This is a genomic window from Pedobacter faecalis (genome assembly GCF_030182585.1).
In the GTDB taxonomy this organism is placed as follows: domain Bacteria; phylum Bacteroidota; class Bacteroidia; order Sphingobacteriales; family Sphingobacteriaceae; genus Pedobacter; species Pedobacter faecalis.
Genome location: NZ_JARXOW010000003.1, coordinates 75,194 through 90,985 on the forward strand (window position 1 = coordinate 75,194; position 15,792 = coordinate 90,985).

Genomic DNA, 15,792 nt, shown 5'->3' on the forward strand with positions numbered 1-15,792 from the left:
TATATCGGCACCCAACCGGTATCTTTATGCCATATAACTAAACAGATATGATTAGAAACTTTTTGATTTCGGCCATTTTTTTAGGCGCAGCTTTGTCTGCTGTTGCGCAGAATACACGTCAGGAAACAAACAATCCTAACCGCCAGAGAAGAGGGATGCGGGGTTATCAGGTTACCATTGTGAACAGCACGAAAGACAAGCTTGATACGGCCAGATTGAGGGCTGCATTTAACGCGGTATATCCAGACTTTGCCCGGGCCGACGGCTATCGGACGGTCCGAGAAGCAACCATGGAGGTGTCGGACAAGTTCAATGGCACCATAAGCGCAAAAGCAGGCGAGATTGTTATCAACAGCAAATGGCTGAAAAAGAACGATAAAAACCTCGAGAAAGCCCTGATGCATCAGTTTTCGAAAAACTGGTTTTCGGCAGATACCATCAAAAAGGACGGCTACCAACTGGTATTTATCAGCAAGGCACCAGAATTTGATCCGGTTGTTAAGCAAAATCTGATAGACACTTATTTTAAAGTATACCCCACGCTGGTTAACACGTTTAACCCCAAATCGACCCGCGAGGTTCTCTTCGTGGTTGACACCGCTTATAAAGCAGTAGCAGAGGCAAGCGGCAACCGTATCCTGTTCAGCTATAATTACATGAAGCGTAATCCGACAGATATTGACGTGGTTACACATGAAACGATGCATATTGTGCAAGGCTACGGATACGGCTCGGGACCAGGCTGGCTTACGGAAGGGATTGCCGACTACGTGCGCTACAAATACGGTGTGGACAACATCGGATCTAAGTGGGCGCTACCTGAATTTAATGAGAAGCAAAGCTATACCAATGCTTACCGGGTAACTGCCCGTTTCTTTGAGTGGCTTGAGCAGAAAGTTAAACCCGGACTTATCGCCACACTTGATGACCAGTTGAGGAAACACACGTACAAGGAAAGCTCATGGAAAGAGCTGACTGGCAAAACCGTCGATGAACTTTGGCAGGACTATGCGAAGGCACCGGAACTAAAACTCACTTACAGCGGCAAGTAATTTGCCGCTGCATAATATTTCAGCTGAATAAGATCATTTGGCACAAGCCGACTGTTCCATGCCTGATGGATAGCCAAAGCCGCGCCTACAGCCGTTCCTTGCGGCATATGCGCGGCATATACCTCCGTTTTAGGAAATGCTCTTGCCAAAAGGTTCATAAAAATGGCGTTTTTACTAAATCCGCCGTCCACAACAATTCGTCGGACGTCAGTATCCTTCAAAACAAGATTTGTCGCATTTCGTTGTTTGTCTACCAGGTTGAGCATAAGGATATGATAAGCCCGCACATCATCGGGCTGCGCTATCGGGTCTCGCCTGTCGGGAGACAATTGATCCAGTTCCTCTATTAAAAAAGGATCATACCTCATACTCCGATATTTAATCGCATCTGCACCAAAATGCTCCGCAATACGTTTAACCTCTTGCTCGTGCTCATAGCCCAGAAACAACCTCGATGCCTTTACGGGTGTGCCTTGATATTGTAAATAACATAAGCAATCACTTTTTAATTCATCGGCTTGGAGTGGCCGTGAGTTAAAAGGATTGAGACTAATACACCAGGTTCCGGTGGAAAGAAGAAGAAAAGGCTCATGAAAACTAACCAGGTAGGGCACCAAGGCGGCCGAACTGTCGTGCAGGCCGGTCCCAACAACGTAACCACTACCAGGAAAGGCCACAGGCAATACCTCGCTTGCACTGAGAATAGGTGCCAGTTTCTCCTCCAATCCCTCAATCCTCAGCCATTCGTGATAGTCATGACGCTCAAAGTCCCACAAATTGGTATGGCAACCCAGACTCGTAAGATCTGAACAGGGTTGTCCGCTGATCAAATAACTCATGTACTGAGGTAAATGCAAGGCGTAGCGAACGCGAGCGAAGACATCGGGCTGCTCATACTTGAGCCGGTACAACTGCATTCCGGAATTCAGACTTCCAAGTACCGGCGAGGCAGTCCGCATAGAAAAATCCTCTTCCCCACCAAATTGCTGATAAAAGCGTGCTTTGAGTGCTTCCGGGTAAGGCTTCAGGTAATTGTAAAGCGGTGCTACCGGGTTGCCATGCGCGTCGATATAAACCAGGCTTGCGCCATAGGCCGCAAAATTAATGGCTTTCAACTCAAACTTCCCGTTGCGAAAAACCTCTCTCAGTGAGTCAAAAACAGAGAGGCGCAAGCTTTCGAGGTTCTCACACGGATCGCCGTCCTCGTCTACGGTTTCCGTAAAACGGGCGGTACGCTCAAAAACAACCTGGTACTGCTCGTCGAACAGAAAAAGCTTCTTGTTCGTCTTGCCCACATCGAACACGGCAATTACAGGAATCCTATTTTGTGCCCCCATAAGCTGCTACAACCCGGTTGCTACAGTGTTTTCACCCCTGGTTTTAATAAGCTCAGTACGTAACCCAAGGCTCCTGAAAGCTTCAAGAGGAGCTAAGGCGGCACCATTCCTAAGCCGAGCCTCTGCCACCAGTGGCCGAAGGTCGCTCCGGAAAGCATGTTGCAATATTTCCTGGGCAAGCGCTGCATCATTTGCTTCCTGTGCCTTCTTCAAAGCCTCACGATCAATGACCAATGCCTGTGCATAGGCCAGCATGATTGCCTCTACCGATTGCAAAAGATCTTCAAGAGGGTCTTTTACATTATGTGAAGCATCGATCATCCATCCGAGATCTTTGGCATGATCCATACCGCGACTGTCCATTCCTTCAACAAGTTCGTTAAATATGAGAAACAGCTGGTACGGCTTAATGCTTCCGGCAGTCAGATCGTCGTCGCCATATTTTGAATCATTGAAATGGAAGCCCCCAAGTTTACCCTCCATGAGCAGGAGCGAAACGATCTGTTCAATATTCGCGTTTGGCAAATGGTGACCAAGGTCTACGAGTGTATAGGCCTGCGGGCCCAATTTAGAGGCGTAAAGTAAAGACTGGCCCCAGTCGCCCACCGTCGTAGAATAAAAGTTAGGTTCAAACGCTTTATATTCCACAAAAAGTTTCCAGTCGGCCGGCAAAGCTGCATAGATCTCCTGCAGTGATTCAAGCGTATTTTGAAAAGCCCTGCGGAAGTTAAGCTGACCCGGAAAAGAAGATCCGTCGGCCAGCCAAACCGTTAATGCCTTCGAGCCTAAGGCCTCGCCTTGCCGGATCACCTCGATATTATGTGCAATGGCTTGCCTCCGCACTTGCGGATCTACATGCTGCAGCGATCCGAACTTGTAACTAAGCGGCTGGCCTGACTGATCCTGAAAAGTATTGGAATTCATGGCATCAAAGCGAAGACCATGCGATGCAGCCAGTTGTCTGACGGATTCCGCTTCGCTGGCCTTGACCTGATCCCAGGGTATGTGCAACGAGATCGCGCCGCTCGAGCCGTTCAGGCGATGCAGCAAACCAACATCAGAGATTTTCTCTTCCAGGTTTCTCGGCTCTCCGCCAGAGGAAAACCTTCCGAACCGTGTGCCCCCCGTGCCTAACGCCCAGCTGGGAATAGCGATCTGGAATTCCATCAGGCGGCCAATAATTTCGGTAGCCCCCGGAATTTCGCTCAAGCAATGGTCTAGCCGGCGGTAATGCGCATCCAGCAGCGGGGCATTTACCGCATCGATATGATGATTTTCAAGTTTCATAAACATTGATTTTAATTAACGGACGAACGCAGCAGCTACCCCGCCGTCTACGTTCAACATATTTCCGGTCGACTTACCAAGCAAACCACCGACGAAAGCAAAACAAGCGTTCGCAATATCGTCCGGAAGGATAACCTCATTCAGCAAGGTACGTTTTGCATAGTAAGCTGGCAACTCATCGACTGAAACTCCATAGGCCTTGGCTCTCCCTTCGGCCCAGCCTCCAGCCCAAATATTGCTATCGCTTATCACGGCATCCGGGTTCACCACATTAACACGGACACCCTCAGCACCCAATTCCGCAGCGTTTAGTCTGCTCAGATGCAGTTGTGCGGCCTTCGCACTGCCGTATCCGGCGTTGTTAGGTCCGCTTACCAAAGCATTTTTGCTCACAATATTTAAGATGTCGCCGCCCAAGCCCTGCTTTTGCATCACCGCTACCGCAGCCTGGGTAACCAAAAACTGACCTTTCACAAGCACATCATACAAAAGATCCCAATCGCCTTCAGTATGGTCGCCAATCGTCTTGGAAATGGAAAGACCTGCATTGTTTACCACAATGTCTACTCCGCCAAACGCACATGCAGCAATATCGAATGCCTCCGAAACCTGCGAGCTGTCGGTAACGTCGAGCACAGCAGTAGCAAAGGCGTCTTTGCCATACGATTGCTCAAATTCAGCTGCTGCGGCCGACAAACGTTCCTGGTTCATGTCGTTCAGCAACACTACAGCTCCTTCTTCTGCAAACTTGCGGGCAATCGCCTTACCTATACCCCCCGCACTGCCGGTCACCAACGCAATCTTTCCTGTCAGCGGCTTAGGCTTTGGCATCCTTTGTAATTTAGCCTCTTCCAGCAACCAGTACTCTATATTGAATGCCTCCTGTCTCGGTAAAGAAGTGTATTCAGAGATGGCCTCTGCGCCTTTCATAACATTTATGGCGTTGATGTAAAACTCGGCAGCAACGCGGGCCGTCTGTTTGTCCTTAGAAAAAGAGAACATGCCGACGCCGGGGTATAAAATGATAACGGGGTTAGGATCGCGGATCGGGGGACTATCATCGTGTTTGCACGACTCATAGTATGCCGCATACATTGCTCTGTAGGCCTCAAATTCCGGTTGCAATTTCTCCCTCAATACCTGCACATTGCTCAAATCCTCTGAGGGTTGCAGCGTCAGGACAAGCGGACTGATCTTGGTACGCAGAAAGTGGTCGGGGCAACTGGTACCCATGGGCGCAAGACGACTGAGATCATTTGAGTTAATAAACTCCAGCACCCGAGGGTCGTCCGTAAAATGGCCTACCATATGGCGATCGCTCGAACAGAACCCCCGAAGCACTGGTGCGATGCTGGCCGCTTGCTTTCTGCGAGCATCTGCTTCCAGACTCTCCAGCCGCTGCCCGCCGAAGGCCTGTCCGGCGCCCTTATAATGCTGCTCCAGGTAATCGGCACATTTCTCGATCACCTCAAGTGTATTCAAATAACTTTCATAGGCTGTTTCGCCCCAGGTGAACAAGCCGTGCGACCCTAACATGATGCCGCGTATTCCCGGATTTTCTTCCAGACAGCGACGAAGCATCAGGCCCAGCTCAAAACCAGGCTTTTGCCATGGCACCCAGCCAATTGTACCGCCAAAGAGCTCCTGCGTGATGCGCTCACCATCTTTTGAGGCTGCAATGGCGATGGCTGCATCGGGGTGCAAATGGTCAATATGTTTAAAAGGCAGAAAGCCATGCAGAGGCGTATCTATAGAAGGTGCTTTCGACTCCAGATCGTAAATACAGTGATTGAACAGCGCCACCATTTCATCCTCGTGCGCCAGTCCGCGATACCTGCGTTCCAGGTTCCTCAGGCGGTCTACATACAAAGCGGCCAGTCCACTACGCTTCAGCGTACCCAGGTCGCCGCCCGATCCCTTCACCCACATCACCTCTTTCATCTCCCCTGTCAGCGGATCCTCAGCCATGGCCTTACAGGACGTGTTGCCACCGCCATAGTTGGTCAACCGCAGATCGGCTCCGAGCAGGTTAGACCGGTAAATCAGGAGGGCAACCTCATCGCCAGCCAACTCGGCAGCCTTCTCATCATCCCACAAATAGCTCACATGCTTAAAATCAGTATTTCTGATAGTCATAAACGTATATCAATTATGTTTTTCACTTGATAGAATTTCCGTACCCCACAATGAGTACTGAAAGAATAATAATCGCAATGCCTGCTGCCACAGTTGCATACGTACGCCGGGTCACACCTTTCCACTCCCGCAGTATCAGTCCCCATCCATTTGCAATCAGAATGATGAAGGCCATATGCAAAATCCACGAACTTGCCCCGTTACCCAATTTACTCTCGCCCATTCCATAGAAGAAGAACTGCAGAAACCATGTTGTTCCCGCGAGCGCTGAAAACAAGTAATTGGCCAGTAAAGGGGCTTTGCGGTTCGTATAATCTCCAAAAGTCTTGTTCCGGGCATTTAGTATCATGCACCAGATCAGGTTCGTTGTAAGTCCGCCCCAAAGGATCACGATGTAACTCACATTGTTCTGGAAAAGAAACTCTCCACGACCCGGGTTTACCGCCTTCCAGGCTTCGTTCGCCTGATTGGCCATATCTTTGCCAGCGTCGATCCCGAATGCAAAACACGCACTCAGGATACCTGAGATGATAGATACAGTTAAGCCCAGACCGATTTTATATTCGTTGTTCGACGGATCGGCCTTACCACCAGCCACAAGATCGCGCTCTTTCATCCCCCCGGCTCTACCGCAGATCACGATCCCGATGACACACACAAGCAGCCCCAAAAGCACCATGTTCCCCCACTGCGATGATAACATATCGTTTAAACTGTCCTTCCCCGGGGACGGATTAAAATTATAATATACAGAGGGAATAAGGGCGCCGAAGACTGAACAAAGCCCCAGAATAATTGAACTTCCAAGCGAGACCCCGAGATAACGCACACCCAATCCATAGGTAAGTCCACCAATGCCCCATAGCGCACCAAAAATATAGGTGAGCAGCAATACGCTCGTATCCGTTCCTGCGATGATCGCAGCGAAACCGGGAATCGTCAGGTAAGCAGCTATGGGTGGAACGATGAGCCATGAAAACAGGCCACCCACAATCCAGTAGCTTTCCCAGGCCCAGCCCTTTACCTTTTTATACGGAATGTAAAAACTGCCGGAAGCGAATCCGCCGATAAAATGAAAAATTACTCCGAGAATTACCTGCATAGCTGTTCAGTTTATATTGGTTTGTGGTAATCTAAAATAAGGTTATAGATACGCAATACTGTCATGCACCATCATGGTAAGGCGGCTATACCGACGCCCGGTGGATGTAATAGAAAGGCACCTCAATATGACTTCGCACATTGTCAAGTATAAGCTGTGCCGCTGCTGTACCCATAAAGCGGAAATCAGTGGAGATCGTTGTAATACCGTTTAAAATGATCTTTTTAAGGGGCGTCTCGTTATAGGAAATCACACCGATCTCTTTTCCTACCTCCATATGCATGCCCATGGCTTTTTCGAGCAGCGTAACCAGATCATCTTCCATAAGCGTAATAAAAGCCTCACCACTGGCCAGGGTTTCTTCTGCAATATTGCTCACTACCCGATGCGAAAATGCGTATTGTAAACAAAATCGCTGAAAACCGTCCAGTATCTCTCTTGGAAAATAACTCCGCTTCGGAAAAATGATTTTAAGCGTGTGGTACTTACTCAAATGCTCCCGGGCCTCCTCCAGGGCATTATAAATATCATGTTCAAAATTCTCATATACCGCAGCGAAGTCGCCCGTAATACCCGCCAGCTTCTTATCCAGCAGAATCAATTTCTCCTTCGGGATCGCGTTGATGATATCCCGGGCCTGCGCCTCCCCTTCTATGAAATGCGGGATAATGACATAGTGCGAATACTCGTCTTTCTGGTTAGCCAGGAAACGCTTAAAAAGCGTAAAATCATTGTTGTATATATAGAAGTCGACCGACACATCCTGCCCTAACGCAGCAACAAAAGCATCGTATACAATTTTCTTATGCGCACTTAGTTTGTTAAACAACAGGAACACTTTTAGTTTGCGCTTTACATCTGACCGGGCCACGTAGTAACCTTTACCCGGCACGGAGCCTATCACACCAAGTTTCTTCAGGTACCGGTAACCTTTTTCGGCAGTATCGCGGGAGATTTCCAGAACATAACTCAGCTCATTGATAGAAGGCAGCATCCCGTCCTTTTGCAGCTTTCCCTGTTCTATGGCTTTGATCACCGCATTGCTCAACTGCAGGTACTTCGGTGTCGCCGAATACTCGTCGATCGTAATAAAATCAAAAAAGTCAGGCAACTTCATGCTTAAAAGTACCGAATTTATTTTATTTCAAACCGGTGCTTACCGGCAACGATGTTAAGCGTGCTGCTTACTGCTGTTCCATTACGGTAAGCCTTCTTATCTGCCGGAAAATGCACTGTCGCCGTCGAGTTGGCCGGAACTACCACATCATAGAACACCGAGGACCCGGATCGCTTCCAGGACGAGACAATCTCGCCATAAGGGCCTGTATGCCGCGCCTCAAACTCATTAAGACCAGATACGAAATTCGGCCGCAGCATGACATTTTTAAATCCCGGGCGTTGCTCATCTGGTTTCAAGCCGCCAAGTGCTTTGTAAAGCCAGGCGCCAATCTCACCAAACATAATGTGGTTTAGTGAAATATCATTTTTGGCATCAATGCGCCAGTTTTCATACAAGGTTGTAGCCCCGTTCACGATCCACCAACCCCAGGAAGGATAAGTTTCCTGTGAGGCTACCGTGTAAGCCAGATCGGCATAACCGTTTTCACTTAGCGCATTCAAAATCGCCTTTGTGCCCAGCAAACCCACATCAATGTGATTGTTGCTCTCGGAAACTTTCTTAGCCAGATTCGCCGCAACCTGAGCTTTCAGGTTCTCAGGCACCAGTCCCCAGTACAACGGCATGCTCAGTTCTGTTTGGAGGCCGGCACCGTATATGGCGGTCGACTCGTTCAGATATTTTTTATTAAAAGCAGCCTTTATCTTATTGGCCAGGGCAGCATACCGATTCGCGTCGGCCGTATTGTTCAGCAATCGGGCCGTTTTGGCCATGATCGTCACGTCTACAAAATAATATACCGACGAAGTAAACTCCACAGGAGGCTTGGTACTCACCGGAACCCAGTCGCCCAGCCCCCAGGTGGTCAGACCCGATGGCGCAATATCTGTAATGTGGTCTACATACCGCCTCATATTGTTGTAGTTGGCGCGCAGAATCCGATCGTCGCCATAATACTGATAAATGTTCCAGGGAATAAGTACCATCGTACTCGTCCAGTCAGGCCCGTTGCCCCATTCATAGCCCCATCCGTCGGTAGGAATAATAGAAGGCAAAACGCCGTTCGGCTGCTGCTCATCACGATGATCAGCCATCCACTTCTCATAAATCGTTATGCCATCAAAATTGAAAAGACCGGTTTCCACAGCAATATGCGCATCGCCCGTCCATCCGTTCTTTTCGCGTTGCGGACAGTCGGTCGGATAACCGAACAGGTTAGACAAATAGGAACTATTTGTGGCAAACCAGATCTTGTCGACCGTTGGGTTCGAAGACTTAATGTGGCCGGTAACCGGTACGTCGCTATGCATAAAATATCCTGTAATGTCCGATTGTTTCAGCTTAACCGGCTTGCTTGCCGTCACCTCCACATACTGAAAACCTTTGTAGTTGAACCGGGGCATAAACGACTCTTCTCCCCTCCCGCTGAGTATAAAAATATCCGTCTGGAAAGGATCTGTATCGTCGGTAGGCCGATAGTGCTGATCGATATTCGACATATCTACCCGACCGTTCTTATATAAACGCTCCGCATGTTTAAGCCTTACCACGGTCCCCGCTTCGCCGGTGACAGTAATCTTGCTTACCCCAGAGATATTTCTACCGATATCAAATACGTATGCCGTGTCATTGATCTTGTTCATATGCACCGCCGGCAGGGTATCCACATTTCTTATAGGATGCAAAGCCTGCGCAACCACGTTGGCAGAAGGTGCGCTTCTCGGAATGGAGCCTTTCCATTTTGAATCATCGAAGTTCACCACATTCCATCCAAACTGCTCCAATCGAGCGTCATAATGCTCAGCAGTGTATATGCTATTAAAAATAACCGGACTTAAAGAGGTTTTCCAATCTCGGTCGGAACCCAGGGTTTCCACAGAGCCATCGGCATAAGTGATACGCAGGTCCATACAGAACGTTGGCCTGTTTCGCCACGGCGCATTATGAAAATCCCATACGGCGGTCGACTGATGATTATACCATCCATTACCCAATAACACGCCTATGGCGTTCTTTCCGTTTTGCAGATGACCAGTCACGTCGTAAGTAACGTACAGGGTACGCCTGTCGTACCGCGTATAGGTCGGGTCCATCCTATGATTGCCTACTTTCCGGCCGTTTAAGTATAACTCGTAGAGCCCGCCGCAAGCGATGTATGCCCTGGCAGACCTGATTTTCTTTTCTGCCGCGAAAACCTTGCGGAAATAAGGCGCTGGTTTTGTCTCACGGTTCTGGCTGTCGCTGATCCAGCTCCCTTTCCAGTTGCCGCCCTTCATCATGCCCATTTCAAAACTCGATCCTGCCGAGGCAGACCTGCCATCCTTATCCCATACTTCAACCAGCCAAAAATATTTCGTAAAGGCCTCAAGCGGAGTACCTTTGTACGTTACCAGACTATTATCGGCACCGATTTTTCCTGAATCCCAAACCACATTTTTTTTAAGTTTTAAATCCGCAGAATCTTTCCCGACGATGATACGGTAAGCAGTCTGCCGCGCACCTGTCCGGCCGTCAACCATCACCCATGAAAACCTTGGATTGGTCACGTCAATTCCCAAAGGTCTCACCAAGTGCTCAGTTTGCAGTTGGGCCGGCCTGCCAGGCTGGGCAACCGCCCCGAGTGCCGTTACGAAGTGAAAAATAAAAATACATGCCAGCAGGGATCTGAAAATATAGCTCATAAAGTTCATTTGGATAAAACGAGTATCGCGATTTTTTTCCAGAACAGCATCATGCACCATCCTGCAATATGACTGCAAAGCTATACAGGCCAATTTTCCTTCCGTTGCCCGCCAGTAGCTAAGCATACCTCGCCCACCGATCAGTGGATGACAAGTGGACGACAAGTGGATGACAAGTGGATAACAGCTGGACAAAAGACGAACTGATTAGCTTGGCAAACTGTAACGTTTGCCTCAGCTCATACGTTTAAAGGACATGAAAAAATTAACACTTCTAATCACATTCGTTGCCCTGTCATTGCTGGCTTGTAAAAAACAGCCCCTCGACAAGGCAGATAAACCGAAGCTTCCTGAAGATCCGATGGAAAGCGCTCCTGTAAGCGGAACTACTTTGGGTGACAATCCTAATGCTGAAATAATATGCAGGGAGGTAAACGCAGTTCTGGGATATAATCAGCACGTTTCTCTCGATGTAGATGCAGACGGTAACGCTGACTTCAATTTCTTCTCTATCCTGATTCATCATAACGACAAGCCGCATATGTACCTGATGGTAAGCCCTAAATCAGCTAAAAGCGCAAGAGTTATGGTTCGGGATGGCGAGGAACTGGTGATCAACGCACTATGGACGCAACCACTGGAGAAAGATGAACTGATCTCGGAAACGCCGGTTGATGGCTGCATCTGGACGGACGCCCTCACTAAAGGTTTCATCACGGGTTCATCTAAAACCGCGCAGCAGGAAAGCTACACTGGTCTCTGGGCAGGTAAATCGGATAAATTTCTCGGGATCAGGTTTAAAATTGACGGAAATCAGCATTACGGATGGATCAAACTGAGCCATGATAAGATCTCCGACAAGATAAGCCTGATCAGCTATGCTTATCAGAAGATTGCCGGTAAGGCTATTGAAGCGGGCCATACTGCGTACTGATTAATGCTTAACTGAAATGACGATATTATTGGGGAAATATTTATTAGATTCGTATGTATCCAATAGTAAAACCAAAGAAAACTTGAAAACTTTCCCATTTTTATCCTGTCTCACGCTGTTGCTTTTCTTTTTGGTCTTAGACTCAGATGCGCTGCGTCGTGGCGACCGGGGAGAAAAACCTTTGGTTGTCTTCGTAACCGGCGATCATGAATACAGTAGCGAGGAGACCATGCCGCTTATTGCTGCTGAACTGGAAAAGCATTACAATATACGGACCCGGGTACTCAAATCGGCCCCAGATCATAACTCCGAAGAAAACATACCCGGACTTGAAGTGCTGCAGGAAGCAGATCTGGCCGTGTTTTTTCTGAGGTGGAGGCGGCTACCTGCGGAACAGATTAAGTACATCGACGCCTATTTGAAGTCGGGCAAACCGGTAATGGGCTTTCGTACCAGCACCCACGCTTTTAACTATCCGGCAGGGCATCCACTAGTGAAATGGAATGAATTTGGTGAATTTGCTCTCGGTGCTCCCGGTGGCTGGGGTAAAGGCGGACATACACATTACGGGCACAACTCTACGACGGAGGTTAACCTTATTAAAGATCAGGCCAAGCATCCGGTGCTAACCGGTGTTTCAGCTAAGTTTCCGGCTGCCTCCTGGCTGTATCATGTACTGCCAGACTACCCCGTAAAGGGCGCTACGCCATTATTGATGGGCAGAGCAATTCATCCGGATAAAAAGGCTGTCGACAATCCCGTAGCCTGGACCTGGTGTACACCCGCAGGCGGCAAAGTATTTATGACTACCCTGGGCCATCCGGCTGACTTTAACGAAGAGGCTTTGCAACGTCTGGTTATCAATGCCGTTCATTGGTCGCTTGGCAAACCGGTACCGGTCAAATGGGCAGGAAAATTTGCGATGAACGTTCCCTATCGGGAGCCATAAGCCTGATTATTTATTATTTTCCAACGGGTGCTGCTTTAGAAGTTCTGCCGGAGAATAAAATCCGGCTTTAGCTTTTGTCGCGGCCCGCAAAGCCTTTACCTTTTCGGGGCTGATTGCCGGCGCCTTGTTCCCAAACGCGTTGCGCACATATGTGGCTACTGCTGCTACTTCTTCGTCTGTCAGCATACCTCCGAAAGGCGTCATAGGTACTTGTCCGCTATACTTCCTGCCGTTTACTGTAATAGGGCCATGGAGGCCTTTTAAGATGATTTTTACAAGCCTGTCCGGGCTGCCTGTAACCCAGGCCGTACCGGCAAGCGGCGGAAAGCCGGAGGACGGAAGCCCTTTTCCATCGGGTTGGTGACAGGTGGTACAGTAACCTTCCTTCATGTATATCGCTTTTCCCTTCACATAGATGTCTTTCGAGGGACCGGCCGGCGCGCTGTCTTCTGGTTCGATCTTAGCGCCTTTGGCTCGACCATTCAGATGAGCTACCGCGGTTTCGTAGGGCGACTTCATCCATTCGTCGAGCGGCTTATCGGCCACATAGCCTAAAAGTGACAGCCCCTGCTCTTTGGGCATCCAGGAGGCCGCGGCTATTACCTCTAAACGTACTCGTCCGTGTGGATCAGCGCCGGCCTGTCTAAACATTTCCTGCTGATTGCTTATCTGGTGACTCATATAGCGAAGTACACGTACTGCGGCAGCTCTTGCACGGAAATCGCGCGCGCTAAGCAGTTGCTCGAGCAATTGCTGGTCGACCTTGTTTAAGCCCCAGCTCACCCAAAGCGCTTCAAGCAAATGATGTTCATATTTCGGATCATTACGATCAAGTGCCGCCACCCAGGCCTTTAACTTGGGTAATACCTCCAACGGCTTGCGCCCTCTCAATTCATTTCTTGTGCGGTAACGCGTACGGTATTCTGGCAGCTTAAGGTTATCGAGCAGTTCTGATACACTTGCCCCGGCCACCTTTGCAGGCTTCACCAGCGGTCTCGCCGGGTAAGTGACGCGGTAAATGCGGCCATGAACATGATCTCTCAGCGGATCCCTGGCGTTGTGCTGCATGTGTCCGATCAGCAAATTGTGCCAGTCGGCAATGTAAAGCGACCCGTCGGGCGCAAATTCCAGGTCTACCGGCCGGAAGTTCTTGTCGGACGACTGCAGCAGATCTGCCCGGTGGCTGCTTTTGTATCCGGTACCCGCATCGTTAAGCGTGTGCTGCTTGGTACCAAGAAAACCAATGGTATTGTTAATAAGAAAGTCGCCCTGCATCTCTTCAGGAAAATGGCGACTGGACACAAACTCAAGCCCAGATGTGGGCCTGACAAGGTGTTCCTGCTGAATGAGGTTGGGCGATGATTCCGTGGTTTGACCGTAGCGCGGCTTTACCGTAACCGGCATCATCCAATGTACACTGGGGCTAGAGGTTTCGGCATAAAAAGGCTGGCCCCAGTCGTCGAAAGCGATGCCCCAGGGATTTGGAGCATAGGGCTGCGCAGTTCGTTCAAGCTGCCGGCGCTGCGGATTATATCGATAAAATCCACCGGTCGAAGCGCGCACAGGCCCGTAGGAAGTCTCCACATTGGTATGCAAAAATATTCCCTCACCCATATAAATGGCACCTGAAGGGTCGGTTGTAAACGCATGGATATTGTGATGGGTATCATGGTCATCAAATCCGCTCAGTAAGATCTCCCTGCTGTCTGCACGATCGTCGCCATTGGTATCTCTCAGAAACACGAGGTCGGTACCCTGCGAGAGGTACACCCCCTCTGCTGTTACTTCAAAGCCAAGCGGCAAATGCAGACCATCGGCAAATACAGTCTGCCTATCCGCTTTTCCGTCCTGATCGGTATCTTCCAGGATAATTAGCTTGTCGTTAGGCTTCGAATCGCCAGGTTTATAGTGTGGGTAACTGGGCATTGTGGCGACCCACAGACGACCTTTATTGTCGAAGCTGATCTGGCATGGCTTGGCCAGTTCTGGAAATTGTTCTTCCGAAGCAAAGAGATCAATCTTAAAGCCCGGCGCCATGTTGAACTTACTAAGCGTTTCAGCACCTGATAAATACCTTAAGCTCTCTCCCGGGCCGGGGTTATAGTTGGATTTTACTTCAGGTACTGCAGGAGTACGCGCGTCTGCGGCAGCAAGATCCATGTTTAGTCCCCGGGCGGCTTGCCAAACAGCCGTATCCCGGTTGGCCGTAAGCGCCCGAATTTTGGCGATCTCGGCGGGATAATTGTCCGGGCCAAATGGATCGTAGCGGCGACCGTATGCATGCACGCCGTTAGGGATTTTGAAATCGTTGTGCCACATCCAGTTCTTCTCCAGTACGGCCTGCCTTACCTGTTCGCGGCGGGCGGGTGTCTTTACGGTAGCTTTCCCGAAAATAAGGTCGGCCAACACCGGGGCAAGCTTTGCATATCCTTCGCTGGTGAGCTGGGAGCCATCTATAGTGAGCGGCACTTTACTTGTGGCAAACCACTGTTTGCTTGGATTATATAGGTCGGCAAAGAGGACGTTATTCGCGGCAGCGACGTCTTTCATGGCTGCAGCATATAAGGCCAGGTTTGCATTCTCCGTCTTTCCGTCGGGCAAGTCCATGGTGGCAGACAAATCCTGAAAAGCAATCGGCGAGATCAGCACTAAGCGTGGGGGCGTCTTACCATTGTATCGCTGCTTTAAAGTATGTTTAACAAAGGCATCGAGCTCCCGCCGGTAATTCTCCACACCAGCAGGCCCGTCAAAGGATTCGCTGTAACCAAAAAAAGCTAGTATCACATCTGCCTTTAAACGTGTCAGCCACTGATCTTCCGTCTCAAAAAAGCCCTGACTGTCGGCATCCGCGGCAAGTTCCGTCTGGAACTGCTCTGCACCAGGAAATGCCCAGGGCGAATTACGGCTCGAATGCGGCCGGAAACCCGGCGTATTGCCACCATCGCACATATTGCGGATGAACAACTGGTGATCAGGATAACGCAAATGCAGCTCCGTTTCAAAATGCCCGTAATTCATCATCCGCGATCCCAGATTGTTACCGACAAGCACAATATGTGACTGCCGGTCGGGACCAACGGGTGGAGTTTGCTTTTGTGTGAAATGCAGACAGATGAGGGCAACGATAGAAAGCAGAAGCGCCCGGAATAAAATCTTCCAGGATTTGCGTACAGGTTTGTTCATTGGTTAACAGTGTG

The 15,792-nt window shown here is 49.5% G+C and carries 10 protein-coding genes; 3 read left to right on the plus strand and 7 right to left on the minus strand.

What is annotated here, in order from left to right:
• The first annotated feature begins 47 nt into the window (after nt 1–47).
• Nucleotides 48–1,052 (plus strand): basic secretory protein-like protein, encoded by a 1,005-nt coding sequence (locus tag QEP07_RS16090; protein ID WP_285011324.1) that lies wholly within the window; start codon nt 48–50, stop codon nt 1,050–1,052.
• Here the strand turns inward: QEP07_RS16090 and QEP07_RS16095 are convergent.
• The 6 genes from QEP07_RS16095 to QEP07_RS16120 form a co-directional block, all read right to left on the minus strand.
• Nucleotides 1,037–2,389 (minus strand): FGGY-family carbohydrate kinase, encoded by a 1,353-nt coding sequence (locus QEP07_RS16095; RefSeq protein ID WP_285011326.1) that lies wholly within the window; start codon nt 2,387–2,389, stop codon nt 1,037–1,039. The genes QEP07_RS16090 and QEP07_RS16095 overlap by 16 nt on opposite strands.
• Nucleotides 2,390–2,395: 6 nt before the next feature.
• Nucleotides 2,396–3,676 carry a sugar isomerase gene (locus QEP07_RS16100; RefSeq protein ID WP_256007540.1) on the minus strand — a complete coding sequence of 427 codons (1,281 nt, stop codon included), beginning with the start codon at nt 3,674–3,676 and terminating at the stop codon, nt 2,396–2,398.
• A 15-nt stretch (nt 3,677–3,691) separates the two neighbouring features.
• A complete protein-coding gene (locus QEP07_RS16105; protein ID WP_285011328.1) occupies nt 3,692–5,812 on the minus strand; it encodes a bifunctional aldolase/short-chain dehydrogenase in 2,121 nt (706 codons plus the stop codon).
• 22 nt (nt 5,813–5,834) lie between these two features.
• Nucleotides 5,835–6,914 (minus strand): L-rhamnose/proton symporter RhaT, encoded by a 1,080-nt coding sequence (gene rhaT / locus QEP07_RS16110; protein WP_285011330.1) that lies wholly within the window; start codon nt 6,912–6,914, stop codon nt 5,835–5,837.
• A gap of 85 nt (nt 6,915–6,999) precedes the next feature.
• Complete coding sequence (locus tag QEP07_RS16115) at nt 7,000–8,031, minus strand: GntR family transcriptional regulator (RefSeq protein ID WP_285011332.1); 1,032 nt, start codon at nt 8,029–8,031, stop codon at nt 7,000–7,002.
• 17 nt (nt 8,032–8,048) lie between these two features.
• The gene (locus tag QEP07_RS16120; protein ID WP_285011334.1) at nt 8,049–10,712 is read right to left on the minus strand and encodes a glycoside hydrolase family 78 protein; all 2,664 of its coding nucleotides are present in this window, start codon (nt 10,710–10,712) and stop codon (nt 8,049–8,051) included.
• A 256-nt stretch (nt 10,713–10,968) separates the two neighbouring features.
• On the opposite strand from QEP07_RS16120, the gene QEP07_RS16125 reads away from it, so the two are divergent.
• Nucleotides 10,969–11,646, plus strand: coding sequence for a hypothetical protein (locus QEP07_RS16125; protein WP_285011336.1), 678 nt, complete (start codon nt 10,969–10,971; stop codon nt 11,644–11,646).
• An 82-nt stretch (nt 11,647–11,728) separates the two neighbouring features.
• Nucleotides 11,729–12,595: a ThuA domain-containing protein gene (locus QEP07_RS16130; RefSeq protein WP_285011338.1), complete on the plus strand. Its 867-nt coding sequence runs from the start codon at nt 11,729–11,731 to the stop codon at nt 12,593–12,595.
• 6 nt (nt 12,596–12,601) lie between these two features.
• On the opposite strand, the gene QEP07_RS16135 is transcribed toward QEP07_RS16130, so the two are convergent.
• A complete protein-coding gene (locus QEP07_RS16135) occupies nt 12,602–15,778 on the minus strand; it encodes a PVC-type heme-binding CxxCH protein (RefSeq protein ID WP_285011339.1) in 3,177 nt (1,058 codons plus the stop codon).
• Nucleotides 15,779–15,792 lie beyond the last annotated feature (14 nt).

Bases quoted from the DNA above. Each gene is read 5' to 3' on its own strand.
- QEP07_RS16090 (WP_285011324.1), top strand. From the start codon at position 48: ATGATTAGAAACTTTTTGATTTCGGCCATTTTTTTAGGCGCAGCTTTG.
- QEP07_RS16095 (WP_285011326.1), bottom strand. From the start codon at position 2,389: ATGGGGGCACAAAATAGGATTCCTGTAATTGCCGTGTTCGATGTGGGC.
- QEP07_RS16100 (WP_256007540.1), bottom strand. From the start codon at position 3,676: ATGAAACTTGAAAATCATCATATCGATGCGGTAAATGCCCCGCTGCTG.
- QEP07_RS16105 (WP_285011328.1), bottom strand. From the start codon at position 5,812: ATGACTATCAGAAATACTGATTTTAAGCATGTGAGCTATTTGTGGGAT.
- rhaT (WP_285011330.1), bottom strand. From the start codon at position 6,914: ATGCAGGTAATTCTCGGAGTAATTTTTCATTTTATCGGCGGATTCGCT.
- QEP07_RS16115 (WP_285011332.1), bottom strand. From the start codon at position 8,031: ATGAAGTTGCCTGACTTTTTTGATTTTATTACGATCGACGAGTATTCG.
- QEP07_RS16120 (WP_285011334.1), bottom strand. From the start codon at position 10,712: ATGAGCTATATTTTCAGATCCCTGCTGGCATGTATTTTTATTTTTCAC.
- QEP07_RS16125 (WP_285011336.1), top strand. From the start codon at position 10,969: ATGAAAAAATTAACACTTCTAATCACATTCGTTGCCCTGTCATTGCTG.
- QEP07_RS16135 (WP_285011339.1), bottom strand. From the start codon at position 15,778: ATGAACAAACCTGTACGCAAATCCTGGAAGATTTTATTCCGGGCGCTT.